This window comes from Kitasatospora sp. NPDC015121 (assembly GCF_055562955.1).
In genome coordinates this window covers 95,897-120,233 of the sequence record NZ_JBVHEH010000026.1, presented here as the reverse complement: position 1 = coordinate 120,233, position 24,337 = coordinate 95,897, and the positions used below count along the sequence as shown (strand labels likewise).

Genomic DNA, 24,337 nt, shown 5'->3' with positions numbered 1-24,337 from the left:
AACTCCTGGTCGGGCTCGGCCTCGGGAGGGCCTGGGTAATCCGGCCCCGAGAAGTCGGAAGGTCCTCGATCATCTACAACAGCCACAAGCGAGACCTTCCCGTAAAACACTCGACGACACTGCCAGAAACCGCAGCGCCCTCATCATTTGTACCTGCCCCCACCGACATCCCCTAGCCGCATTCGGCCGGGCTGTAGATAGACGCCGAGATGACGTTAGGGACTAGTAGGTCCGCATACAAACCGGACTGTGGATAAAGCTGTGGATGCTTTGTGGAAACTCCCGCCCCACGGTGTGCACCGCCTGTGGAGCATTTGGGGACTACTTTGCCAAGAAACTACAAAAGACCAGGTAGATGGCTATCCACAATTTCACAGGCCTGTTGATGAAAATAGTTTTTCCACAGTCGGCGCGTCGGCGTGTCGGGCGTGTTGCCTCGCCCGATTCGTCACTGATTCCCGAAGGCGAACATCACAGTGTGAGAGTTATCCCCAGGTCCGATTCGGGACGCTGACAGGCGGCACACCGCATCCGAAACAAAACGTCGGGCCCCGCACACCGAAGTGTGCGGGGCCCGACGAGACGAACAGTCGACTATGCGCCGACGACGTTCAGGTTGAACTTGGCAACCACATCGGGGTGCAGGTTCACGACCACGGCGTGCTTGCCCGTGTTCTTGATGTGAGCCTTCGGCAACACGATGGAGCGCTTGTCGACAACCGGTCCACCGGCAGCCTTGATCGCAGCAGCGACGTCAGCGACGGTAACCGAACCGAAGAGCTTGCCCGAGCCACCGGCGGTCTTGACCGTCAGTGTCACGGACTCGAGGCCCTCGATAGCTGCCTTGAGCTCCTTGGCGTGATCCAGGCCGCGCACAGCGCGCGCTTCCTGTGCACGACGGATGCCCTCGACCTGCTTCTCGGCGCCACGGGTGGCGACGATTGCCAGTCCGCGGGGGAGCAGGTAGTTACGGCCGTAGCCGTCCTTGACCTCCACGGTGTCGCCAGGCGCACCGAGGTTGTCCACGTCAGCGGTGAGGATGAGCTTCATGTTCTTTCCTCCCTTTCCTTAGCGAGCCACGGTGGCGTAAGGCAGCAGTGCTACCTCACGTGAGTTCTTGACGGCAATGGCAACGTCGCGCTGGTGCTGGACGCAATTGCCGGTGACACGGCGAGCACGGATCTTTCCGCGATCGCTGACGTACTTACGAAGCAACGTCGTGTCCTTGTAGTTGATCTGCGTGTTCTTCTCTTTGCAGAAGGTGCAGACCTTCTTCTTCATAACCTTGTCGCGCAAGGGCGGCTTCGGCATGTCTTTGCTCTTTTCTGGATGTTCCTGATCAGGTACGGATCAGAAGGGCGGTTCGTCGCTGCCCGCACCACCGAAGGAGCCCGAAGCCTGAGGCGCACTGCCCCAAGGATCGTCTCCACCCGAAGGTGCAGCACTCGGACGTCCGCCACCCGATCCGCCGGAGGAACCGCCGAAGTTGCCGCCTCCACCGCCGCCACCACGGTTGGCCTTGTTGACCTTTGCCGTGGCGTACTTCAGTGAAGGACCGATTTCATCGACTTCGAGCTCGACGACAGTTCGCTTTTCGCCCTCGCGAGTTTCGTACGAACGCTGCTTGAGCCGGCCGCTCACGATTACTCGTGAGCCACGGGTCAAGCTCTCCGCGACGTTCTCGGCTGCTTCGCGCCAGATGTTGCAACGCATGAACAGTGCATCGCCGTCTTTCCATTCATTGGAATTACGGTCGAAGGTGCGGGGCGTGGAAGCAACCGTGAAGTTTGCAACCGCGGCACCCGCCGGGGTGAAACGAAGTTCAGGATCAGCCGTCAGGTTTCCGATGACGGTGATGATGGTGTCGCCAGCCATGTGGTTCCTCCTGCATTGATGTAAGACCGTTGGGCGCGAGAGTAGAGCTCGCTACCGACAGTAATTACTTGTTGTGGCGCAGAACCTTCGTGCGCAGAACCGACTCGTTCAGACCGAGCTGACGATCGAGCTCAGCGACGGTGGCGGGAGTGGCGTTGATGTCGATCACCGCGTAGATACCTTCAGCATGCTTCAGGATCTCGTAGGCGAGACGACGCTTACCCCAGACATCGACCTTGTCGATCGTGCCGCCGTGCTGGCGCACAACATTGAGGAACGTATCCAGTGAAGGAGCGACAGTGCGCTCGTCCAGGCTGGGGTCAAGGATGACCATCAATTCGTAATGACGCATAAGACCTCATCACCTCCTGTGGACTAAGTGAAAACGGCCACGGACTATCCGTGGCAGGAGGGTCGTTGCGTCAGCAACCCTCGTAGGTTACACGAGGGGCCTTGACCAGGGAAATCGTCCCGCCCATCCGCGAAGACCGCCAGGTCGATACGCGACGCGTGGCGCAGACGTGTCACCCCGCGAGGCACTGCGCCCCCTAGGGTGAGAATCATGCGAACAGACCGCAAGACCCCGGCGTCGATCCTGGCGTTGGTCGTCGGATTGTGCGGGCTGACGATGGCGCTGGGCTATTTCAACAAGGCCAGATGCGGCGGTGCACCGTTCGCGCCCGACGGCCGAAGCCTGAACTTCGACGTCAACAAGAACATCGACGTCTGCTACTCCGACATTCAACTGCTCTGGCTCGGACGAGGCATCGATCAGCATCTGTTCCCCTTCGTCACCGGCGGCATAACGCCCGAAGGATTCCTGACCGGCGGAACCGTCGAATACCCGGTGCTCAGCGGAATTCTGATGTGGCTGGGCGGTATCGGCTCACACACCGACACTGATTTCCTTCTGCACTCGGCACTGATCCTGGCTCCTTTCGGACTGCTCACGGCGTGGATGCTCGGCAAGATGAGCGGCGCGTACGCGCTCGTGTGGTCGGCGACTCCGCCCCTGGTTCTGTACGCATTCCACAACTGGGAGCTCCCGGTGGTGGCCACCAGCGTCGGCGCGATCTTCCTGATGACGTTCGAGCGGATCCCACTGCGAACTCGCGCGGTTCTGGCGGCCGTCATCCTGGCGATCGGTTTCTGTTTGAAGCTGTACCCGGGAATGTTCGTCCTGCCGCTCATGGCCTACGTGCTCCTACGCGGCACCGAAGGCAAGCGTTACGACGTTCGTGGAGCGCTGATGACGGCGGGAGCGGCGATCGTCACCGTCGTCCTCGTCAACCTCCCGTTCGCCCTCATCTCGTACGAAGGCTGGCGCGCGTCGTTCAGCTTCCAGGAGAAGCGAAGCGCAGACATCACCACCAACTCACTGTGGTTCTGGGGGCTGCGCCCGTTCTACGGTTTCGGGGTTCGCGAACTCAACGCCGACTACGACGCACTGGTGAGCATTCTGTCTCCGGTGATGATCCTGGCGTCGTTCGCGCTCGCGATGTATCTGGGTTGGCGACGCTACGTCCGCGACGGCTACTTTCCGTGGATTGCGGTCAGTGCCGCGATGCTGTGCGGATTCGTGTTGCTGCACAAGGTCAATTCACCGCAGTACACGCTGTGGATCCTGCCGTTCCTCGTCCTGTTCAAGATCCGGTGGTTCTGGATCGTCGCCTATCTGATCGTCGACGCGGCGTTGGGCATCGGCATCTTCCGGTACTTCTACCAACTGGACATGAATCTCGATCCGAGCAAGTACGAAGCCGTCGTCCAGGCGAGCGTGTGGGGCCACGTCATCCTGCTCGCCGTGTTCTTCTTCCTGTTCCTGCGAGTCCCGCTGCGGTATCCGCTTGCCGGCGGGACCGATCAGATTGCCAACTCCGACAACAACCTTCCGACACACTCACGGGAGCACGCCTGATGACTGCCTCATGGTTCGAATCACCGACGCTGACCGGTGATCGTGTCCGACTCGAACCCCTGGGCGTCGCGCACACCGACGCTCTGCTCGCTGCTGCCGACGACCCGGCGATCTTTCGTTGGACCGCATCGCCCATCACCGATCGGGAACAGGCACGGAAGTACATCGCTGCAGCAACCGACGACCCGAATCGGATCGCCTTCGCGCAGGTGAACATCGCGACGAACGCCGTGGTCGGCACTACGTCCATGTACCAGATCGACCCGGTAAACCGCAGTCTTGCAATCGGATACACGTGGTTGTCGCGATCGGTTCAGGGAACCGGGATCAATCCCGAATCGAAACTGCTCCTGCTTCGTCACGCCTTCGACCAACTCGAAGCCGTACGCGTCGAGTGGCACACGGACGAGTTCAACGAACAGTCCAGGGCAGCGATCGCAAAGCTCGGCGCTCAGTTCGAGGGCCTGCTGCGCAAGCACCGACGCCGCGCCGACGGCAGTTGGCGGACAACAGCGCTGTTCGCGATGACCGACGACGATTGGCCGGCCATCGCGCCTCAGCTGGAGACACGTACCCGAAACTAGCCATCACCTGCACTCTTCGGCGAAGTCCATGCCAAGATTCACCTCATGAGCGATCAGGGTGGGTACGGGTACCAGGGCAATCAGAATTGGCAACCGGCTCCGTACGGGCAGCCCGATCCGTACGGCAGGCGCCCGACCAACACACTCGCGGTACTCGCTCTCGTCTTCGCGTTCCTCATCGCGCCGTTGGGGATCGTCTTCGGGCACATCGCACGCGGACAGATCAAACGGACGGGCGAGGAAGGCGACGGACTCGCCCTTGCCGGTCTGATCATCGGCTACATCTTCACCGCACTCGGCATCCTGGCCGTGATCGTGTGGATCGCGTTCTTCGGGCTGCTCGCGGCCGCTTTCGGCAACGCCGCCGATGAAGCGAGTTCGCGGAGTTTCACCTACACGACGCCGTACTCGCACTCCACGACCACGACTCGGGCGCCGAGCGCACCCACCACAGCGCCGAGAACGACGACACCCCCACGCGTCACAACCTCGATCGGTCCGGCGCCGACCGTCTCGGGCACCGACCGTCAGGGCTTCGTCTCCGGCGGCCCCAGTTGCAACTCGACCAATCCTGCCGTCGCCATCGCCGTCACGACCGGATCACGAATCGTGATCTGCGAAACCGGAGTCGGCCGTTACTACTACAAGGGTCAGCGGCTGAGCGACGGCGCCACCATCGAACTCGACGATCCAACCCCCACCGGCAACGGATTCACCGTCACCAACAAGGACGTGACATACAAGCTCACCTCCGCCGGACTGGTCATCACCGGCAGCGGAGGCGAGCTGGGTCGGGAAGCGGCGCTCGAGTTCTGGATGAACTGACCTGCGTCAGCCGGCGCACGGATCCTGGTAGGGAACACCGGGCAGGTAACGCTCCCACTCGGCTTCCGTGATGGGAGATCCTGCGGTGCGACACAATCGATCAACGACGCTGTCGGGGTCGATTCCCCACAAGCGAACCGTCTTGTCCGACCCACTGCCCGCGATCATGTCACTCTCGCCGGCGAACTGCGCATCGTTGACGCGGCCCGGGTAGGCGGACAGCGTCGCAAATCGTGTTGACCGCGAGGGAGTCTCGATGTCCCAGAGCCACACGGTTCCGTCGCCGACACCCGCAGCGAGCCGATCACCGGCGCGGTTGAACGAGATCGAATAGATTGCGCCCTCGGGGCCGACAAGACGAGCGAGCTCCTCGGGTGCCGACGGTGTGCGAACGTCCCACACGGCGACACTGTGATCAGCACTTCCGGCGGCCAACAGGGTTCCGTCGGCACTGAAAGACACTGCTAGTGCGTAACTTTCGAATCCGCCGACCGTCGCTGCCACGCGGGGCGACGCTGCGTTCGACACGTCCCACAGATCCACTTCGTTCTTGGCGTTCGCGATCGCCAAGATGTCGGCGCCCGGTTGAAATGCCATCATCTGCGGGTAAGAGCCGACATCGGTCGACGACAGCAGCTTCGGAGCCGACGGGTCGGAAACGTCGACCAACGCAATGCTGTTGTCGTCCTGCGAGGACACCGCCAGCAGATCTCCGGCGGGATTCAGTGCGACAACCGCCACGATGCCCTTCACGTACACCGCAGGTTCGCTGTAGATCCGTGGCGACGCCGGATCACTCAGGTCCCAAAGATAGGCACCGCCGCCGCCGGTGCCGCTCACAGCCAGGTTCCCGTCTGCCGAGACCGCCGATGCTCCGGTGTAGGAGTCGGCCCCTTGCGGTTTCAGCTCCGGCATCATCGCGGGGCGATCGAGATCCTCGGTGTTCCACGCCAACATCGCGCCGCCCCTGGCGCCGACGCCGGCCACCAGACGCGAGCCGTCCGCGGCGAAGGGACCGGTGAAGATCGTGTCCCGAGGTCCCGCCCAGACCGGACCCGGCAGAGCCCACACGCGAGTGACGCCGTTCAGACCTCCGGTGATCAGGTTGCGGCCGTCGTCGCTGTAGTCGACCGTGGTCACCGCCCCACTGTCCGGAAGTGTTTCGATCAACGCCCCGGTTCGTGGGTCCCATACGCGCACGGAGTTGTCGGAACTTCCGGCAGCAAGGCGTGTTCCGTCTTTGCCGTAGTTGAGTTCGTTGACGTAACTGGAGAATCCCGTCAGTGCAGGAAGGGGAGTCGGGCGCGCCGGGTCGCTCATGTCCCACCGAACCACCTCCCTGCCAGTCGTTCCCGCAGCAAGCTCACGCCCGTCCGGGCTGAAGGCGACGCCGAGATAATGGACCGTGGTGCCGTTGGGCTCGGTCGCGAAGATCGGCGCCGATTCCTCACCCCACTTCGCGACGTCCCACACGCGCATTGTCGCTTGACGCCCGCCCGCCACGAGGAAGCGTCCGTCGGGGCTGAACGTCGCGGTGACGATGCCGTCAGCTGGATGCGGAAGAGCAGGCAAGGCAACGGCATTCGTGGAGCTGTCGATGTTCCATCGCAGGACGTCGGGCGTCGAGGTACCGGCGACCAGCTTGGTTCCGTCGGGGCTGAACTCCATGTCCTGCACGACTCGTTCACCGTCGACCGGAAGAATTCCACGCACCGGGTTCCTCGGATCCGACACGTCCCACAGTGCAGCACCGCCCGCACCACCGGTGGCAAGCAACCGTCCGTCCGGGCTGTAGGCGACGGCAAAGAGGGCCGCGCCCTCCGAGACTCCGAGGAACTCCGCCTGCGGAACAGCTGAGGCCACACCGTCCACCATCGGATAGAGTCTGACCTTCCCGTCCGAACCACCCACCGCCACAACAGTTCCGGCTGGGTTTATCCGCGCCTTCATCGCGCCGGGCGGTCCGATGATGCGGGTAGCCGAATGAACGCCGGATGCATCCAGCAATGCCGAGCGGGCTTCGGTCGTTTCGTTGACCGCAAATGCCGCCAGAGCGAGCTGCGACGCCAGCGACGGATCCCGCTCACGCATCCTGATCGACTCGGTGGCAACCTGCCGCGACATCGCCTCGTCACGCGCGGTATCCGCCTGGACACGTTGACGGTTCGCGCCGATGCCGGCGACGGTGGCAACCACCGCCAACACAAGAGCGATCACCGACGCTGCCGCCAACGCAGTCACGAGCCGTCGTAGCACGCGTGTACGTCGTCGATCGGCGAATTCCTGCTGATCACGATGCTCGATGCTCGCGGCGAGGTACTCCCGTTCGGTGGCGTTGAGGTCGGCGGAGCGGGTCTGGCTCGGCTCCAACGGGAGACCGAGTTCGCCCGAGTTCAGCCATTCTTCCGTCAGGTGAAGACGCGCGGGTCCGAGCAGCGCGCCAGGGTCGCGTCCACTGTCTTCCCACACCTGCGCCGCGTAGGTGAACCGGCGATGCACCGCCAGGCCGGCCCGGTCCGAGTCGATCCAATCGCGAAGCCGACTCCACGCGGACAGCAAGACTTCGTGCGAAACCTCGACGGTCTCCTCGTCGACGGTGAGAAGGCGGCGTAAGGCGAACCGGTCGATGACGGTATTCACGTCGTCGACGTCGTCACCGAGGAAGAGTTCGGTGCGCGGTGCGCGCCGTCGCGTCTGCGTCACTTCGTCGACGTTGACCAATCGCAGGAAGATCCTGCGCGCCAACTGCTGCTGCCTCTCTGTGAGCTCGCCGTACACTTCCTCCGCGCTTTGCTGGACTGCTCCGGCAATCCCGTCGGTGGCGTAGTAATCCGAGACCGTCAGCGTCTTACGCGTCGACCGTTGCCAGGTCCCCAACAACGCGTGTGAGAGCAAGGGCAAAGCGCCGGGGTCGCTCGCCGCGCGCGAACCGCGTGGTGTCAGCTCGGAGATCAGAACCTGAACCAATTCGCTCTGCACGGTCATCCCGGCCTTGACCGCCGGCTCGACGATCACCTCACGCAACTGCTCCTCGGTCAGCGGCCCGACCACCATCGGCGAGTCGTCGAGCAGCGGCACCAAGAGCGGTTCCTCCGCTGCGAGCCCGTAGAAGTCGGCACGCATGCCGATGACGGCAATGGTGTTCTCACCGAGTTCCGCGAGAGTCTGCAACATTTCCTCGCGTCGATCGCCGTCACACTGCGTCCACAGTTCCTCGAACTGGTCGAGGATCAGGACGGTTGATTCGGCGCCGATCGACGACGGAATTCCTCCCGTACCCGGCTGCAGGATTTGCACCTGCCAGCCGTCGAACCGTGGATCGTCGCCGGCGATCTTCGGGGCGAGCCCGGCCCGCAGCAACGACGACTTACCCGATCCGGAAGCGCCGATCACCATGAACTGACGGCGACCTTCACCTCGTATCGCCGACGCCACCCGTTCGGCCAAGTTGGCAGTGAGTTCGTCTCGACCGAAGAACCACTCGGCGTCCTCCTGCCGGAACGATTCGAGACCTCGATACGGAACGGTGGCGTCGCCGCGTCGTCTGGCCGTCAACTGCCTCACTCGTTGCACCGCACTGATCCAGCGCTGCCGCTCATCCTCGGAATCGACGCCGCACGCCTCGAGGAGCGCGAAAAACATCGGGGTACTCGCAGGCGTCGGCAGGTGTTGGCCGGCAAACCATCCGCTGACGGTTCCGTGCAAACCACCCGAACGCTCGACCGCTTCGCGAACCGTCAGTCCGGATGCCTTCCGCAACGCCGTGAGCGCCTCAGCAAACTGTCCACGCGACTCGATCTGGCCCGGATTGACCTGATTGTGCCTACCGGCTTCCGCCTTCGAGTTCATAGCGACGCACTCTATCGGAGCAGGTAGGGGATTTGTCCGTTGTATGGACTCTGTATCGAGAGCGTTGCGCCCGTTCCACTGAGACGCCTCGATCGAAATACTCGTTCTCAGTCGCTCCCGATGTCAGCAGCCCTTCTGCAAATACGGCAGTCGACGCCCATCCCCTCCGTCGAAAGGCGCTACTCGCATGTCTTCAATCGGCATTTCTTCGAAGATCGAGGCAAACGTGTCCCGAGTCGGCAACCCCAAGCACGGCAAGCACAAGCCGAAGCTGAGCGTCCGCGAGATCGAAGTACTTCTCGCCTGGCTTCGTTCGGATTCCAAGTCCGAGGTCGCCGAGACACTCGACCTCCGCGTCTGCACCGTCAACACACACATCACTCGGATCCGCACGAAGTACAGCGACGTCGGGCGGCCGGCTCCCACGAAGGCGGCGTTGTTCGCCCGCGCGGTCCAGGACGGGTACACCACCCTCGACGAATGGTGACCTCAGACCGTGACGGGTTCCGGTTCCTTCGCCTTGGTCGGCTTCAGCCAACCCGGTAGCCAGGAGGGTTGTTTGTCCGGCGCCTGATCGAGAACACCGCCCGCGGGATCGTCGATGAACCCGTACCGCACGAGATCCTCCGACGGCCGGTAGATCTGCCGGAGCACCAGCGCGCACAGAACGAGTACCGCGATGTCGCGAATCACGACGGTGCCGGTGAACCACTGCTCGGGCAGCCCCTTGTTGGACACCCCGAGGTAGTACATCATTCGAGGAACCCAGACCAGGGCGTCGATGGTCATCCACGCGAGCAGAAGTCGGCGGTGCGGCAAGGCCAACACGGCCAGCGGCACCAGCCACAACGAATACTGCGGGCTCCACACCTTGTTGGTGATCAGGAAGCCCGCCACCAACAGGAAGCACAGCTGCGCAACCCGCGGACGACGCTGCGCCGTCAGGGCGACGTAACCGACACCAATGCAGACTGCCACGAACAGCAGCAGAGACACGGCGTTGAGATTCGACGGCGACTCACCCTGTGCGAGAGGACCGTCGAGGCCCTTCCACGACGTGAACGACGCGATCACGTTGTAGAGGGAATCGGGATCGGCCCCGCGTTCGGAGTTGAGCCGGAAGAACTCGTACCAACCGTGGGGGTACAGCGCGGCGATCGGGAGGTTCACCGCAAGCCATGCCGCGACGGCGCTGAGTGCGGTCACCAGCCAGTCCCTCGTCTTGCCCGCGCGCAGACACAGGACGAATAGCGGTCCGAGTAGGAGCAGCGGGTAGAGCTTCGCGGCTCCGCCCAGGCCGAGCAGAATTCCCGCGAGCACGGGCCGCTTGCGTGCCCACGCCAACAACCCGCCGGCCGCGAACGCCGTCGCCAGAGGATCGAAGTTCGTGAACACGTGCACGATCACCAGGGGCGAACAGGCGATCAGCGCGCCGTCCCACACCCGTCGTCCGGCCAGCAGGGTGCTCGCCCACACGGTGACCAGCCACGCCAACGCCAACCCGAACGCGACGACGTTGAAATAGAGCGCCACCTGGATCGCGCCCGGCAGCCAGGTGATCGAATCCCACGCCTTGGCGACCTTCATCGCCCCGTATTGATAGAGCCCCGAGATGACCGGATACTCCATGTACCGCATCTGGATCGAACCGTCGCCGCGTACTTCTTCCCACGACGTCTTGTACGGAAAAGCGCCCTGATCGAGGCGTTCGGCTCCGTACAGCGGAACTGTGTCGGAATAACACATCGCCACGTACTGACGGCTGCCACTCCAGTCGAGGCCGACCTGCCCGCTCTCGCCGACCGGAGCCTGCTGAATACAACCGGCCTTCGCGAACCAGCCGAAAGCCAAGAACACCACGGCGAGCAGAAGAATCACTCGCATCGGGGTGAAGAAGCGAGTGCGTCCGATCAGTGCGTGACGACCGACCGGACCGCCGACGGTTCCCGACAGCGCAGACACCATCGCGTCGTTGCGACTGGGAACGTCCCGCCAATCCGCCGAACGAAGATCTTCGGCCAGCGGAGCGGGGGAGGTCGGTTCGGCATCATCAGCATTCGCGGCCACTCCGCGAGGTTACCGTCTTTCGAACCGACCACCCTCCAACTACTGGCCGGGGCTCACACCTGCCGGTTCTTCCTCGGTGGTCTCGCCTGCCCCCGGTACCTGCGGCGCGGTTGTCGTCGGCCGGGAGATGCCAGGAATCGGGATCGTGATGCCCGGAAGAACCTCGACCTGCGTCGTCGTCACCACGGGCGGCGGAGTGGTTTCCGTCGTCGTCGGTGTGGTGGTCGGCGGCGCCGACGTCTTGGGCGGTGCAGGTGCCGTGTACTCCGGAACGCCACCGGCTTGACCGTTGATCTTGCCGGGCGTCGGGAACTTCTCGTTGTCGGTGCCCTCGAGGGCGCCGTCCATCGTGTCCTTCCAGATGTCCGAAGGCAGACCCGAGCCGTAGATCATCGCGCCGCCCGAGTTGGTGATCGCCTCACCGTCGGGAGTTCCGACCCAGACCGCAGTCGAGAGTGACGGCGTGTAGCCGACCATCCACGCGTCCTTGTTGGCTCCGGTGTCACCGAGCTGCGCGGTACCCGTCTTCGACGCCGACAGACGTCCGCCGGCCAGGTTGTGACCGCGCGAATACGCCGCGATCGGCTGCATCGCGGCCGTCACGTTGTCCGCCACGGCAGCGTCGATGCGATCCTCACCCGCGGGTGCGCCACGGTCCAGCAGCACGGTGCCGTCGGCGGCAACGACCTTCTGCACGAAGTGCGGTGCGTGATAAGTGCCGGATGCGGCGAGCGTCGCGTACGACGACGCCATGTCGAGCACGCGGGCCTGGTACTGGCCGAGCACGATGCCGTTGTTGGGGCCGGAACCGTCAGCCTCGGTGAGCGACGGGCCGACGCCCGGGATGTCCTTCGGGATGCCTGCCTTGTGAGCGATGTCCGCGATTTCCTGCGGGCCGTTGCCGTCGAGGCTGAGCATCTGACGGTAGAAGCTGGTGTTCAGCGAACGCTTGAGCGCTTCGGCGATGGTGCAGGTGCCGCAGCTTTCACCTTCGACGTTGCCGATGGAGATGCCGTTGACGGTCAGCGGCGAGCTGTCGTACATCTGCGAGAGCGGGATTCCCTGATCCAGGGCAGCCGCGAGGCCGAACACCTTGAACGAGGAACCGGTCTGAAGTCCGGCATTCGCGAAGTCGTATCCCGCGCCGTCTTCACCGCCGTAGTACGCCTTGACGGCTCCGGTCTTCGGATCGACCGAGACAACTGCGGTGCGCAGGTTCTCCGGTTCACCTTCCATGTTGGAACGCGCGGCCTCGACTGCTGCGGCCTGAGCCTGCGGGTCGATGGTCGTGGTGATATTCAAGCCCTCGGTGTTGAGCAACTGCTCGCTGATTCCGGCGTCGCCGATCTCCTTGAGCACCTGACGCTTGATCAGTCCTTCGGGTCCGGTCGAACCTTGACTGCTGTTGTCGACCTGAGCGAGCGGGATGTAGGCGGGGTACTGCATCGGCGTGCGCGCGGCCTGATCCAGCGTGCCGGCGGACACCATGCCGTCGAGCACGTAATCCCAACGGGACTTGGCACCGGTCGGGTTGGTCTCGGGATCGAGGAGCGATGGAAGCTGGATCGACGACGCCAGGACGGCGCCTTCTTCGATGGACAGCTGGTCGACGGGCTTACCGAAGTAAGCCTTGGATGCGGCGCCGATGCCGTACGCACCACGACCGAAGTAGATGGTGTTCAGGTATGCGGCAAGGATGTCGTCCTTGGACCACTCGTTGGCCATCTTCGAGGAGATGACGAGCTCTTTCATCTTTCGCGTCAGCGAACGCTCCGAGCCGACGAGCGCCTTCTTGACGTACTGCTGCGTGATGGTCGAGCCACCACCGGCGCTGTCGCGACCGAGGACGTTGTCCCGGGCTGCACGTGCGAAACCGGAGATCGAGAAGCCCGGGTTCGAGTAGAAATCGCGGTCCTCCGCGGCGAGAACCGCATTGCGAACGTGCGGCGGCACCTGATCGAGCGAGACCTCGACGCGGTTGCCGTCCGGCGGGACGACAGTGCTGATCACCGTGGTGCCGTCGGCGGCGAAGACTGTTGCAACCTGATTGGTCTTGAGGTCACCGGGCTTGGGGACGTCCTGCACGATGTACGCGGCCATGAAGGCAAGGACGGGCAGAACAAGACCGAGCGCCACCAAGACGTAGGCCGAGCGGCGAACTGTGCGCCACTTGGACTTCTTCTTCACGGTGCTCTTTCTTCCCTTCGTGGGTTGTCCGTCGTTGCCACCGCCACCGGAGCCGCCTGTCGGCGGCTTCGTCGGCGGAGGACCGACCGGCGGGCGGGTGCCCGCATTGGTTCGGGTGGTCGCTGCTGCTGCCGCGACGCGCTGGGTCGGTTCGTTGGCCTGAGCGCCTGCGGCACGATCTCGAGGCGGCGGGCCGGCAGGTCGGCCTTGCGGCGGACGACCCTGCGGCGGGGGACCGGCGGGGCGGCCCTGAGGAGGCGGCCCCGAAGGTCGGGCTTGCGTGGGACGGCCCTGAGGCGGGGGGCCCATCGGACGTCCTTGCGGCGGACGACCCTGAGGGGGCGGACCCATCGGAGGGCGTCCCTGCGGTGGTGGACCCATGGGACGTCCCTGCGGCGGACGACCCTGAGGAGGTCCGGCGGGACGGTTGGGACCGACGGGACGGCCACCCGGGTTGTTGCCGCCCGGGTTGTTGTTGCTGGGGGAACTCACGAATCAAATCTCCAGTGGTCACGGACCGATCACGTGCAGACTTCGATCGGGCCCTTCTTCGGGTGTGGCGTTACTCGCTGGCGGTGCGCCGGCTTGGTGGGCGTGCTCGCCGCGGTCGCGGCGGCGCAGGTACTGCGCCGAGCACATAGGACTGCACCAAGTGGTTCCAACTGCAGGTACGGCACACCTCTACAACGTGCACCGTGAACTCCTCTGCTGTTTCCGCAAGCCGAGCGAGCTCGTCCGAGGTTCGGGCTGATCCCGAAACCTGACCGAGCTTGTCGCCGAACACCCAGGACACGAGCGTCAACTGTTCCTTGCGGCAAATAGGGCAGACGACGTCGCTGCCCCGGCCGTGGAACTTCGCGGCTCTGAGTAGGTACGGATCGGCGTCACACACTTGCTTGACGTCGGTCCTACCCGCAGACACTTCGGCCAGCACAGACCGACGCGCGAGCGCGTAGTCCACAACTTGCCGCTGTATCCGCACCTGACCAGCGTACGTGCGTCCGCTCCGCGACGGACGGTTCGGGAGGGTCACGATGAACACATTTCGGGGGCTGGAGGCATGGCGACCAGCCATTACGATCACTTCCTGTGAAGTCTTCCCGTTCTCCGATGACGCGCGCTCGTGATCTTGATCGCGTCGAAACGTGCAATGTGTTGGACGCCGCGTACGCCGAAGGGCAGTTGAGCGCGGACGACTACTTCGAACGGACCGAGAAGGCGAGGTCCGCGAAGACCCTGCTCGCACTCGCACGCCTGGTCAACGATCTGCAGGTGCCGAAGATCGCGACCAAAACGGTGCCTCGGACGTCGACGGCACGAAAGGCCGTGTTCATCGGCGGCGCTGCTCTGATCGTCGTCGGCGCGGTCGCCGCTGTGGCGTGGAGTCGCTCACCGTTGACGCCCTCGGAAGACATCACCGCCAGTTATGCCAGCAGCACCTCCCTCGCCCCACCGTTGGCGACCACCACCCCGGTGCCGGAACCGACCGTCGAACCGATCCTGATCGCACACATCGACACTTTGACTCCCGAGGGTATCGGCGCATTTATCGAGAGGTATCGCGACGAGTTCGGCGACATGTTCATCGATGACGCCAGCTTCCACGGCGACTACTCCCTGGTGAGCCGGGCGGCCTCCGACACTCCTGCTCTCACCGAGTCCATCAGTTTTCGCGACGGTTTCGAGCGGAAAGTAACGTCCATTCCGCGGCGAACGGGCCAGCCGACCTTCGATCTCGGTTCCATCCAGATCGACAAACTCGCGCCGTTCATGGAAAACATCGCCGAATACGTCAAGGTGCCGGACGCCACGATCACGCACTTGATCGTGGACGCGAACTACGGCGTCCCGGAGATCGCGATCTATGCCGAGAACGACCGCAGCGAGGGTGGCCGTATCGAGGTCACGCCGTGGGGCGAGATCTCTCGTTCCTACCCGTACGGGAGCTAGGGTGAGCCGGTGAGTGGGTCCCCGACTACTACCTCTACGCGCACCCGTGCGCGCGACGTCGACCGTTCCGATACCTGCGCCGTTCTCGATACGGCTCTGTCCGACGGACAGATCACGGTCGACGAGCACGCGAACCGGACGGCTGCGGCCATGACCGCGACCACCCTCGGCCAGCTCGATCTACTGGTCCGCGATCTGCAGAAAGCGACGCTGCGGAACGCCGTCGCGAAAGTTCGTCGTATCGACAAGATCTGGTACCTCGCGGCCGCATCGGCTGTCTTCGCAACCCTGATCGGGTTCCTCACCTTGTCCGCCGACGATTCACCCTCACCGCCTCCACCGGCGGCAGCCGAACCGGTCGGACCGCTTGCCCCCATTGTGAGTTCGACGCTGAACACGCTCACCGCAAGCGGGATCGGGGAATTCATCACCAGATACAGCGCCAAGTACGGCACGACGACAATCGATTCCGTCAACTTCTACGACGGCTATGCAAGCGTTACTCGCGCCGCCACTATCTCGCCGAATCTGGAGGAAGACATCGACTTTCGAGGCGGCTTCACACCACGCGACAGCACCTCGACTCGAGCAGCCAGCACTGTCACCTTCGACCTCGCTGCCGTCGACATCGACAAACTCGCCGGGTATCTGGCGGGAGCGTCCGCAAATCTCAACGTCCCCGAAGCCAAGGTCACACACATCAGCATGAGCTCATCGGGTCAGGATCCACGCGTTTCCATCTACGTGAGCAACGACCTCGGCGCGAGCGGCTCGATGGAGTTGAGCCCGGATGGCCGCCCGATCCGCTTGTCTCCCTTCACTCCTCGATAGGCCCCGGACATGCCGAACGATCTGACCAGGACCACTCGCGCTCGCAATGCCGATCGCGAGGCCACCTGCGCCGTGCTGGACTCCGCCTTCGCCGACGGGCAACTCACGGCGACCGAGCACGACGAATTGACCGAACTCGCCTCGGTGGCAGTCACTCTCGGCGATCTCGAAGACTTGACGTCGGATCTGCAGACCGAGGCGTCTCTGCCCATCCTGCGGAAGGAACCTTCGCTCGACACGCGTTGGATCGCCCTTGCGATCATCGCTCTGTCACTGGTGTCGGCAATCGGCTTCGGAATCAAATATGTGGCGTCGGACGTCACGATCTTCTCGAGCCCAGAGCCACAGCTGCACACCGTCGACGGCCTGGGGGCGATGTTCCGTGCCATCGAAACGGAGTACGGCAGCGGACTGGTCGACGAGATGACCATCTATCCCACTTATGCACGCATAACGCGCGCCGATCCTGCCGCACCGCGCAAGGCCCTCGACAGCTACTACCGAGGCGACCTCGAGGACACGACTTCGGGAGGATCGCGCGAACTGGACGTGGCACAGATCGACGTCACACAGCTCGATCCTCGCATCGTGATCGCCCTGCTCGACGGCGCCGGAACCACGACGTCGGTGCAGAATCCGACCACACGATACGTCTCTGTCGAAAGCACCGACACCGTGCCGACCATCGAGATTCACGTCGGCAACGACCTCGAAGAGAGCGGGTACCTGACAGCCGGCCTCGACGGGGAAATCATGTCGATCTACCCGTTCACCCCCTGATCTAGCCGTGACACCTTGGTACACGTATCGGGCCGCAGTGTGGTTTTATATATCGGCGCGATATAGTTGGTTATCGCATCAGGCGGTTAGGTTCAACGACTCGGGAGGTTTGTCAGTTGCTCGAACTCGCAATCCTCGGGCTGCTCCTCGAGTCACCGATGCACGGATACGAGCTGCGTAAGCGGCTCACTGGTCTGCTCGGCGCATTCCGCGCGTTCTCGTACGGATCGCTGTACCCGGCACTGCGGCGCATGCAAGCCGACGGATTGATCTCGGAAGACGTCGACACTGCCACCGGCACTCTCAAGCGTCGGGCGCGTCGCGTCTACCAGCTCACTCCGGAAGGTCGGCAACGGTTCACCGAACTGGTCGCCGACACCGGGCCGCAGAACTACACCGACGACGGTTTCGGCGTTCACCTCGCCTTCTTCAGCCGCACCCCCGCAGAAGCGCGGATGCGGATCCTCGAAGGCAGGCGACGCCAGGTCGAGGAGCGCCGCGAGGGGCTCCGCGAGGCCGTCGGTCGGGCCAGCGGATCGCTGGACCGCTATACCCGTCAGCTCCATCAGCTCGGACTCGAATCGAGTGAGCGCGAAGTGCGTTGGCTCAACGAATTGATCGCAGCCGAGCAATCGACAACAGGAACATCCCGGAAAGAAGGAGAACCCGACCATGGGTGAGAACAGCACCGCGGTGCGCGTAGCCATTGTGGGCGTGGGTAACTGCGCCTCGTCCCTGGTTCAGGGCGTCCACTACTACAAGGATGCCGACGAGACCCAGACGGTCCCCGGCCTCATGCACGTCAAGTTCGGTAAGTACCACGTCCGCGACGTGCAGTTCGTCGCTGCGTTCGACGTCGACGCGAAGAAGGTCGGCTTCGACCTCTCCGAGGCGATCCTCGCGAGCGAGAACAACACCATCAAGATCGCCGACGTTCCGCCCCTGGACGTTCCCGTTCAGCGTGGCCCGACCCTCGACGGCATCGGCAAGTACTACGCCGAGACCATCGAGCTGTCCGACGCCGAGCCCGTCGACGTCGTCAAGGCACTCAAGGACGCTCAGGTCGACGTCCTCGTTTCCTACCTGCCTGTCGGTTCCGACGACGCTGACAAGTTCTACGCACAGTGCGCGATCGACGCAGGCGTTGCGTTCGTCAACGCTCTGCCCGTCTTCATCGCTTCCGACCCGGAGTGGGCTGCCAAGTTCAAGGACGCCGGCGTCCCGATCGTCGGTGACGACATCAAGAGCCAGGTCGGCGCCACCATCACCCACCGCGTGATGGCGAAGCTGTTCGAAGACCGCGGCGTCGTGCTGGACCGCACGTACCAGCTCAACGTCGGTGGAAACATGGACTTCAAGAACATGCTCGAGCGTGATCGCCTGGAGTCCAAGAAGGTTTCCAAGACTCAGGCCGTGACGTCCAACCTGACCGGCGCACTTGCCGGCAAGGTTCACGACCGCAACGTCCACATCGGCCCCTCGGACTACGTGGAGTGGCTCGACGACCGCAAGTGGGCATACGTCCGCCTCGAAGGCCGCGCCTTCGGTGACGCTCCCCTGAACCTGGAGTACAAGCTCGAGGTCTGGGATTCGCCCAACTCTGCCGGCATCATCATCGACGCCGTCCGCGCCGCCAAGATCGCCAAGGACCGCGGCATCGGTGGACCGGTTTACCCGGCTTCCGCTTACCTGATGAAGTCCCCGCCGGTCCAGATGGCCGACGACAAGGCTCGCATCGAGCTCGAAGCGTTCATCATCGGAGCCGATGAGGCGTAGGTCTACGCCGCGCAGACGAAGCATAATTCGACTCACGCTGATTCGGGGTCTTGCGCCAACGGCGCAAGGCCCCGATTCTGTTATCCGCAGGGTGTTTCCGCATCCGCGCGGGTAGTCACGCCTGCGGCTGCCGAATCGCCGTGCGGGTCCGGGTGCCGATCAGCGTGGAATGATGGACATCAGAACCATCACACGGATCGAGGAACCCATGTCGATTACGTCGCTGCCAGTGCTCGATCTGTCGCTGGCGCAGAACCCCGACACCGCCGAGCAGTTCCGCACTCAGCTCCGCGAGGCCACCCACGAGGTCGGATTCTTCTATCTGGTGGGCCACGGAATTCCTGACGACCTGCAGCGACGCCTCCTCTCCGTCGCACGCGAGTTCTTCGCGCTTCCGACTGCCGAGAAGCTCGCGATCGAGAACGTCCGCAGCCCGCACTTCCGTGGGTACACCAGGCTCGGCGGCGAACTGACCGAAGGCAAACAGGACTGGCGCGAGCAGATCGACATCGGCGCCGAACAGCCCGCGGCCGAGCGCACCGACACCTCACCGGCCTGGGAGATCCTGCAGGGCCCCAACCAGTGGCCCGATGCCCTTCCCGAACTCCGCGACGTCATCACCGAGTGGAACGACACGCTCACCTCGATCGCATTGAGCCTCCTGCGCGAATGGGCGGTAGCGCTGGGCCAGGATGCGAACATCTTCGACGACGCGTTCGCTCACGATCCGTCGATCCTCATCAAGGTCGTGCGTTACCCTGGCCGCCCGAAAGGTGCCGGCTCCCAGGGCGTCGGCGGGCACAAGGACGCGGGTGTGCTGACTCTGCTCTATGTCGAACCGGGCAAGGGCGGTCTGCAGGTCGAGCACGACGGCGACTGGATCGACGCACCGCCGATCGACGGGGCGCTGGTGGTCAACATCGGCGAACTGCTCGAGGTCGCTACCGGCGGTTACTTGAAAGCGACTGTGCACCGGGTAGTTTCACCCGAGGGCGACGGCGAACGTATTTCGGTGCCGTTCTTCTTCAACCCGAACTACGCAGCGCAGATCCCGGAGTTCGACCTACCGCCCGAGCTGGCGGCGCGCGCCACCGGCGTCACCGTGGACGCGAACAACCCGATCCACGATTCCTACGGGGCGAACGCCCTCAAGAGTCGACTACGCGCGCACCCCGATGTCGCGGCCCGATGGTGGCCGGACATCGTTGCGGCACAAAGCGCTACCTGAAGCTGAACTACAGGTCCATCGCAACTTTCCACGCCGTGTGCATCGCACCCTCGATGTAGTCGACGTTCACCGCGTCACCGACCACGTGCACGTCCGAGACGACGCCGATCAGTGCGTCGGCCAGAGGCGCTTGTGCCGACACTCCCGACGCGACGACAACCATGTCGGCCGGAGCTGTCAGTGTCTTGTCTCCGGAACGGAATTCGACGTGCTCCTTGGTGATTCGCTGCACCGTTGAATTGCGGTGAATGTTCACACCGACATGCTTGGCGTGGCGCACAGCCGTCCAGCGGCGCGGCATCGCCATCGGAATGCCCAACTGCTGGCCTTCTTCGATCAGCGTCACAGTGCGACCGCGCTCGGCCAGGAACTCCGCAAGCTCGAGTCCGACAAGCGAACCACCGATCACGACGACGTTCTTGCCCATGGGCAGAAACTTGCGGGTCACCGCTCGGATCGCGGCGGGACTCTTGGTGATACCGGACAGCTTGCCCAACTTGGCCATCGTACGAAGAAACGGCGGCACTTGGGAGACGTCGCCGACTCCGGTCATCAAGGCGCGCAACGAGTCACCGGTATGTACGTGCGGGAGATCGCCGCCCGGAACGCTCGGCCGCTCGCGGACTGCACCGGTAGCCACTACTACGGAGTCAGGGTTCAGTGCCCGGATCGACGCAACCGAGGCTTCGGTCTTCAGTCGAACATCGACACCGAGACGCTCGATTTCCACTTTCAACCAGTTGAGCAGACGCCCGTTGTCCGGGGTAGTGAGGCTCGAGAACCACAGGGTGCCACCGAGTCGATCGGACTTGTCCAACACCGTGACTCGGTGCCCACGTTCAGCTGCCACACGAGCCGTCTCGAGACCGCCGGGGCCCGCCCCGACCACAACAACATGTTTCGGAGTGCTCGTCCGAACGAAGGGGAGAAGCGCTTCGTTGCCCAGAGCAGGGTTCACCGCGCACAGCGGGGTCTCGTCCCAGAAGTTCTCCTGCACACAGACGTAGCAATTGATGCATGGCCGAACCCGCTCGGGTGCACCGTCTTTGAGTTTGTTCACCAGCTGTGGGTCGGCCAGGAGCTGACGGCCCATTGCGGCGAAGTCCGTGCGACCTTCCGCGATCATCTTCTCGCCGACCTCGGGGAGCATGCGTCCGACCGTGATCACGGGGATCGATATCGCTTGCTTGATTCGCGTTGCATTGTCGGTGTAGTAGCCGACCTTGTCGGGCAGAGGTCCGTCGGTGAAGTTGGCAAAAGCATTCAGTGCGGTACCGGTGACGTGGATGGCGTCAGCGCCGGCCCCTTCGAACATCGTGGCGGCCGCAGCAGCCTCGTCGACGGTCAGCCCGTCGGTTTCGCCATACTCTTGACCGGCCAGACGCACGATGACGGCAAGCGAACCGCCAACCTCCGCCTTGACTGCGCGAATGACCTCACAAGCCAGGCGAGCACGATTCTCCATGGAACCGCCGTACTCGTCGCTGCGCTGATTGGTGTACCGACTCAGGAACGCTCCGAGGACGTAGTTGTGGGCGCAGTGAATCTCGACGGCGTCACCGCCCGCCGCCTTCACCCGTCCGGCAGCCTCGGCGAACATGCGGACGAGCCAATCGAGATCTTCCTGGTCGGCCTCGTGGTAGGTCGCCTTCTTGCCCTCGTTGATGGCAGCCATCTTGCCCAGTTCTTCGGGTGTGCAATCGGCCATCGCACTCATGTCACCCGGCGGCTTCGGCATGGACGGCACCAGCTGCGGTCGGCCGTCGAGGGTATCGATGCGCGCCACCTTGCCGTGGTGTGTCATCTGCACACAGAGCTTGCTGCCTGCGTCGTGCACCGCGTCGGCCAACGCTTTCAGTCCGGGGATGAACCGGTCTTCCGAGAGTCCCGGTTCCTTGCGGCTGGTGCAGCCCAGCGGATATGCAACAGCGCAGCAACCGGTGATGATCAGACCCGTTCCACCGGCCGCGCGCGCCACGAAGTGGTCGATGTCGCCCTTTTCGATTTCCCCGTCTTCACACAGATTCATGTCCATGGCAGGGAGAACGACGCGATTGGGCACGGTCATCGGGCCGATGGTGCCTGGTGCGAGCAGGTGCGGATAGGTCTGGCTTCGGATCGTCACGAGTGGACGCTAGAACTGGACGACGCCCATCCGTTGCCGCACTCCCGATCAACGAGACTTCACGCGCTGTGACGTGCGAGGCACTCGGCTACCACCTCGAGCGCATATTCGAGGTCTGCGGAATCCACTCGCCCATAGCCGATGACCAATCCGCCGGGGTCTCCGTGCGTTCGGGTGGACTCGACCAGGGTGGGCACTTCGACGCCGTGCTGGAGTGCCTCGCGAGCGACGGTGGCTGCCAGATCCGCGTCGAGCATGAGCGTCGTGTGCATGCCGGCGCCGAGACCCCGCAGTTCACCGAACGGTGACAGCGCTTCCTCGACCGCCCGATCGCGCTCGCGGTACCGGCGCCGCGCGGTACGTACCGCCCGATCCCATTCGCCGTCACGGAGCAGGGACAGGAGTGCTTGCTGTAGCGGAACCGACGGGAAGTCGCCGATTCGCTTGCGGTGTACTGCTATGCGGTCGACCAGGTCGAGAGGAGCCACCAACCAGCCCAATCGAATTCCGGCGCCGAGCGTCTTGGCAACCGTTCCGAGATACACCACCCGGTCAGGAGCCAGCTGGGCAAGCGCAGGCAAAGGCGCTACGTCGTAACGGAATTCGGAGTCGTAATCGTCCTCGAACAGGACGACGTCGCGGGCGCGTGCGAACTCGATCAACTGGTTGCGCCGACCTACTGGAAGCAGCCCACCCGTCGGATACTGATGGGACGGTGTCACGTACACGCCGCGAACATTCTCCGGCGCCGATCCGAGTTGGTCTACACGGAGACCGTGCGCATCGACCGGTACGTCCAGCAGAGACCATCCACACGCTGTTGCAGCCGAGGACGCATACCGGTACCCGGGGTCCTCCATCGCCAGGACTGCGCCACTGGTACGCAGCGCCGACAAGGCCAGTCCGAGGCCGTGGGTCGCACCCGAGGTGATCAGGATTCTCTCGGGTTCAACCGACATTCCGCGAGCCCTTGCCAGCAATTCCGATAGTGCCGAACGCAATTCGTAGTCGCCCGCAGGATCGGGATCCTCGAATGGTGGCGGTTTGGCCCCGACGTCACGCCACGCCCGCCGCCACGCTGCCGATGCACGCGGCGGCGTCCACGGCACGCCCGGCCGGAGCTGCACCCTGGGCGACAGCTTGTCAGCGGGCTTCGCAGGTGTCGTCGCGGGAGTAACCACGGGAGAGGGCGCCTCGGCAACGAAGGTGCCCGAGCCGTGCACAGCGACAAGCCAACCCTCGGCGATCAACTGCTCATACGCCCGTTCCACGACGCCCCGCGCCACCGAGAGTTCCGCCGCCAGCTTCCGCGAGCTGGGTAACCGCAGACCCACCGCAGCCTGGCCACTGCGAATGTCGGCTCTGAGGTGGTCGGCGACCTGGACCGGAAGCGCCCGCCGATCCGTCCGGTCGAGGACTACAGCTACCGCCGAAGGAAGAAACATTCAGAACCCTCTCGGAAGTGACCAATCGAAGTGGCCTATCGAAGTCTCCCTTGATTGGACCATGACTTGAAGCCACTTTGCCAGCAGCATTGTCTGCATGACAGATTCCGTTGTCCTTGCTGCCCCAGCTCCTGCCCCCACCGCACCTACTCCGCTGTCCCCGACAGCACGCACGACGCACAAGCGCGCCCGCCACCACGGCGTCGCAGAACGCGCGGCACTCGTCGACGTCTTGCAGTCCGCGAAGCTGTGCCACATGGGCGTGACCGTCGGCGGAGTTCCCATGGTGTTTCCCACCGCGTACGGGTTCGACCTCGACGGCCCTGACCGTGACGGGTCCATCTACGTCCATGGTTCGGTGGCCTCGCGGAGCTTGGCGCCCGACAGCGAAATCTGCATCACCATCACGATCCTCGACGGGCTCGTGCTGGCTCGGTCGGGGTTCCATCACTCGATGAACTACCGCAGTGGCGTCATTGTCGGATCACCTCGAGTCGTGACCGACAACGACGAGCGGGTGAAGGCTTTGAATCTGATCGTCGACCAGGTGGCCCCCGGACGTTCCCAACACTTGCGGGATCACACGCGCAAGGAAATGGCGGCAACCGTCGTTCTTGCACTGCCGTTGTACGAGGCTTCCGTCAAGGCCCGCACCGGCGGGCCCGGTGACGATGCCGCTGACATCGGCGTCGAAACTATTTGGGCCGGAGTAGTTCCCGTGTCGAGCCAGTTCAGTCAACCGATTCCGTCTGACGATCTCGACTCCGGTATCGAAATACCGGAACATATCTCGACGATGCTCTGACTGCACGCACCGCACGCACCGCACGCACCGCACGCACCGCACGCACCGCACGCACCGCACGCACCGGGGCATGGTGATTCCCCGGCGCGTGC

At 63.7% G+C, this 24,337-nt stretch carries 21 protein-coding genes; 11 read left to right on the top strand and 10 right to left on the bottom strand.

Annotated features, from left to right (window positions below; translation table 11 throughout):
- Positions 1 to 594 precede the first annotated feature (594 nt).
- The 4 genes from rplI to rpsF form a co-directional block, all read right to left on the bottom strand.
- Complete coding sequence (gene rplI / locus ACZ3J7_RS31785) at positions 595 to 1,050, bottom strand: 50S ribosomal protein L9 (protein ID WP_007735531.1); 456 nt, start codon at positions 1,048 to 1,050, stop codon at positions 595 to 597.
- 18 nt (positions 1,051 to 1,068) lie between these two features.
- Entirely contained in the window at positions 1,069 to 1,311 is a 243-nt protein-coding gene (gene rpsR, locus ACZ3J7_RS31780; RefSeq protein ID WP_003941245.1) for a 30S ribosomal protein S18, read from the bottom strand.
- A 39-nt stretch (positions 1,312 to 1,350) separates the two neighbouring features.
- Positions 1,351 to 1,875, bottom strand: a complete 525-nt coding sequence (locus ACZ3J7_RS31775; RefSeq protein WP_003941248.1) for a single-stranded DNA-binding protein — start codon at positions 1,873 to 1,875, stop codon at positions 1,351 to 1,353.
- A 64-nt stretch (positions 1,876 to 1,939) separates the two neighbouring features.
- Positions 1,940 to 2,227, bottom strand: a complete 288-nt coding sequence (rpsF, locus tag ACZ3J7_RS31770; RefSeq protein ID WP_003941237.1) for a 30S ribosomal protein S6 — start codon at positions 2,225 to 2,227, stop codon at positions 1,940 to 1,942.
- A gap of 210 nt (positions 2,228 to 2,437) precedes the next feature.
- On the opposite strand from rpsF, the gene ACZ3J7_RS31765 reads away from it, so the two are divergent.
- Genes ACZ3J7_RS31765 through ACZ3J7_RS31755 form a run of 3 tightly spaced genes read left to right on the top strand, consistent with a single transcriptional unit; the run spans position 2,438 to position 5,202 of the window.
- Positions 2,438 to 3,793: a glycosyltransferase family 87 protein gene (locus ACZ3J7_RS31765; protein ID WP_095971675.1), complete on the top strand. Its 1,356-nt coding sequence runs from the start codon at positions 2,438 to 2,440 to the stop codon at positions 3,791 to 3,793.
- Complete coding sequence (locus ACZ3J7_RS31760) at positions 3,793 to 4,377, top strand: GNAT family N-acetyltransferase (protein ID WP_298772653.1); 585 nt, start codon at positions 3,793 to 3,795, stop codon at positions 4,375 to 4,377. The genes ACZ3J7_RS31765 and ACZ3J7_RS31760 overlap by 1 nt, the downstream gene beginning before the upstream one ends.
- A 45-nt stretch (positions 4,378 to 4,422) precedes the next feature.
- The gene (locus ACZ3J7_RS31755) at positions 4,423 to 5,202 is read left to right on the top strand and encodes a DUF4190 domain-containing protein (RefSeq protein WP_298772651.1); all 780 of its coding nucleotides are present in this window, start codon (positions 4,423 to 4,425) and stop codon (positions 5,200 to 5,202) included.
- Positions 5,203 to 5,208: 6 nt separating this feature from the next.
- On the opposite strand, the gene ACZ3J7_RS31750 is transcribed toward ACZ3J7_RS31755, so the two are convergent.
- The gene (locus tag ACZ3J7_RS31750; protein ID WP_298772648.1) at positions 5,209 to 9,051 is read right to left on the bottom strand and encodes an nSTAND1 domain-containing NTPase; all 3,843 of its coding nucleotides are present in this window, start codon (positions 9,049 to 9,051) and stop codon (positions 5,209 to 5,211) included.
- A 187-nt stretch (positions 9,052 to 9,238) separates the two neighbouring features.
- On the opposite strand from ACZ3J7_RS31750, the gene ACZ3J7_RS31745 reads away from it, so the two are divergent.
- Complete coding sequence (locus ACZ3J7_RS31745) at positions 9,239 to 9,538, top strand: helix-turn-helix transcriptional regulator (protein ID WP_047888681.1); 300 nt, start codon at positions 9,239 to 9,241, stop codon at positions 9,536 to 9,538.
- A gap of 2 nt (positions 9,539 to 9,540) precedes the next feature.
- Here the strand turns inward: ACZ3J7_RS31745 and ACZ3J7_RS31740 are convergent, their stop codons facing one another.
- From ACZ3J7_RS31740 to ACZ3J7_RS31730, 3 genes are all read right to left on the bottom strand, one after another.
- Positions 9,541 to 11,118, bottom strand: a complete 1,578-nt coding sequence (locus tag ACZ3J7_RS31740) for a glycosyltransferase family 87 protein (protein WP_200313027.1) — start codon at positions 11,116 to 11,118, stop codon at positions 9,541 to 9,543.
- Between the two features lie 39 nt (positions 11,119 to 11,157).
- Positions 11,158 to 13,305 carry a transglycosylase domain-containing protein gene (locus ACZ3J7_RS31735; RefSeq protein ID WP_298772905.1) on the bottom strand — a complete coding sequence of 716 codons (2,148 nt, stop codon included), beginning with the start codon at positions 13,303 to 13,305 and terminating at the stop codon, positions 11,158 to 11,160.
- Positions 13,306 to 13,867: 562 nt separating this feature from the next.
- Positions 13,868 to 14,380 (bottom strand): DUF5318 family protein, encoded by a 513-nt coding sequence (locus ACZ3J7_RS31730; protein WP_366054320.1) that lies wholly within the window; start codon positions 14,378 to 14,380, stop codon positions 13,868 to 13,870.
- Between the two features lie 14 nt (positions 14,381 to 14,394).
- Between ACZ3J7_RS31730 and ACZ3J7_RS31725 the strand changes: the two genes are divergently transcribed.
- From ACZ3J7_RS31725 to ACZ3J7_RS31700, 6 genes are all read left to right on the top strand, one after another.
- Positions 14,395 to 15,255, top strand: a complete 861-nt coding sequence (locus tag ACZ3J7_RS31725) for a DUF1707 SHOCT-like domain-containing protein (RefSeq protein ID WP_465626809.1) — start codon at positions 14,395 to 14,397, stop codon at positions 15,253 to 15,255.
- Between the two features lie 9 nt (positions 15,256 to 15,264).
- Positions 15,265 to 16,086, top strand: a complete 822-nt coding sequence (locus ACZ3J7_RS31720) for a DUF1707 SHOCT-like domain-containing protein (RefSeq protein ID WP_166810028.1) — start codon at positions 15,265 to 15,267, stop codon at positions 16,084 to 16,086.
- Positions 16,087 to 16,095: 9 nt separating this feature from the next.
- Positions 16,096 to 16,866, top strand: coding sequence for a DUF1707 SHOCT-like domain-containing protein (locus tag ACZ3J7_RS31715; protein WP_166810029.1), 771 nt, complete (start codon positions 16,096 to 16,098; stop codon positions 16,864 to 16,866).
- Positions 16,867 to 16,982: 116 nt separating this feature from the next.
- Positions 16,983 to 17,546 carry a PadR family transcriptional regulator gene (locus ACZ3J7_RS31710; protein WP_003946014.1) on the top strand — a complete coding sequence of 188 codons (564 nt, stop codon included), beginning with the start codon at positions 16,983 to 16,985 and terminating at the stop codon, positions 17,544 to 17,546.
- Positions 17,539 to 18,642, top strand: coding sequence for an inositol-3-phosphate synthase (locus ACZ3J7_RS31705; protein ID WP_003945979.1), 1,104 nt, complete (start codon positions 17,539 to 17,541; stop codon positions 18,640 to 18,642). The genes ACZ3J7_RS31710 and ACZ3J7_RS31705 overlap by 8 nt, the downstream gene beginning before the upstream one ends.
- Positions 18,643 to 18,814: 172 nt before the next feature.
- Positions 18,815 to 19,870 carry an isopenicillin N synthase family dioxygenase gene (locus ACZ3J7_RS31700; RefSeq protein ID WP_465626805.1) on the top strand — a complete coding sequence of 352 codons (1,056 nt, stop codon included), beginning with the start codon at positions 18,815 to 18,817 and terminating at the stop codon, positions 19,868 to 19,870.
- A gap of 7 nt (positions 19,871 to 19,877) precedes the next feature.
- Here ACZ3J7_RS31700 and ACZ3J7_RS31695 read toward each other — a convergent pair whose 3' ends face one another.
- Together ACZ3J7_RS31695 and pdxR are read right to left on the bottom strand one after the other, a co-directional pair.
- Positions 19,878 to 21,995: an oxidoreductase gene (locus ACZ3J7_RS31695; RefSeq protein WP_298772640.1), complete on the bottom strand. Its 2,118-nt coding sequence runs from the start codon at positions 21,993 to 21,995 to the stop codon at positions 19,878 to 19,880.
- A gap of 59 nt (positions 21,996 to 22,054) precedes the next feature.
- A complete protein-coding gene (gene pdxR, locus ACZ3J7_RS31690) occupies positions 22,055 to 23,440 on the bottom strand; it encodes a MocR-like pyridoxine biosynthesis transcription factor PdxR (RefSeq protein WP_298772638.1) in 1,386 nt (461 codons plus the stop codon).
- 97 nt (positions 23,441 to 23,537) lie between these two features.
- Between pdxR and ACZ3J7_RS31685 the strand changes: the two genes are divergently transcribed.
- A complete protein-coding gene (locus tag ACZ3J7_RS31685) occupies positions 23,538 to 24,245 on the top strand; it encodes a pyridoxamine 5'-phosphate oxidase family protein (RefSeq protein ID WP_298772636.1) in 708 nt (235 codons plus the stop codon).
- Positions 24,246 to 24,337 lie beyond the last annotated feature (92 nt).

What these genes read in the sequence shown, in the direction of transcription:
- rplI (WP_007735531.1), bottom strand. Translation starts at nt 1,050, where the DNA reads ATGAAGCTCATCCTCACCGCTGACGTGGACAACCTCGGTGCGCCTGGC.
- rpsR (WP_003941245.1), bottom strand. Translation starts at nt 1,311, where the DNA reads ATGCCGAAGCCGCCCTTGCGCGACAAGGTTATGAAGAAGAAGGTCTGC.
- ACZ3J7_RS31775 (WP_003941248.1), bottom strand. Translation starts at nt 1,875, where the DNA reads ATGGCTGGCGACACCATCATCACCGTCATCGGAAACCTGACGGCTGAT.
- rpsF (WP_003941237.1), bottom strand. Translation starts at nt 2,227, where the DNA reads ATGCGTCATTACGAATTGATGGTCATCCTTGACCCCAGCCTGGACGAG.
- ACZ3J7_RS31765 (WP_095971675.1), top strand. Translation starts at nt 2,438, where the DNA reads ATGCGAACAGACCGCAAGACCCCGGCGTCGATCCTGGCGTTGGTCGTC.
- ACZ3J7_RS31760 (WP_298772653.1), top strand. Translation starts at nt 3,793, where the DNA reads ATGACTGCCTCATGGTTCGAATCACCGACGCTGACCGGTGATCGTGTC.
- ACZ3J7_RS31755 (WP_298772651.1), top strand. Translation starts at nt 4,423, where the DNA reads ATGAGCGATCAGGGTGGGTACGGGTACCAGGGCAATCAGAATTGGCAA.
- ACZ3J7_RS31750 (WP_298772648.1), bottom strand. Translation starts at nt 9,051, where the DNA reads ATGAACTCGAAGGCGGAAGCCGGTAGGCACAATCAGGTCAATCCGGGC.
- ACZ3J7_RS31745 (WP_047888681.1), top strand. Translation starts at nt 9,239, where the DNA reads ATGTCTTCAATCGGCATTTCTTCGAAGATCGAGGCAAACGTGTCCCGA.
- ACZ3J7_RS31730 (WP_366054320.1), bottom strand. Translation starts at nt 14,380, where the DNA reads ATGGCTGGTCGCCATGCCTCCAGCCCCCGAAATGTGTTCATCGTGACC.
- ACZ3J7_RS31715 (WP_166810029.1), top strand. Translation starts at nt 16,096, where the DNA reads ATGCCGAACGATCTGACCAGGACCACTCGCGCTCGCAATGCCGATCGC.
- ACZ3J7_RS31705 (WP_003945979.1), top strand. Translation starts at nt 17,539, where the DNA reads ATGGGTGAGAACAGCACCGCGGTGCGCGTAGCCATTGTGGGCGTGGGT.
- ACZ3J7_RS31700 (WP_465626805.1), top strand. Translation starts at nt 18,815, where the DNA reads ATGGACATCAGAACCATCACACGGATCGAGGAACCCATGTCGATTACG.
- pdxR (WP_298772638.1), bottom strand. Translation starts at nt 23,440, where the DNA reads ATGTTTCTTCCTTCGGCGGTAGCTGTAGTCCTCGACCGGACGGATCGG.
- ACZ3J7_RS31685 (WP_298772636.1), top strand. Translation starts at nt 23,538, where the DNA reads ATGACAGATTCCGTTGTCCTTGCTGCCCCAGCTCCTGCCCCCACCGCA.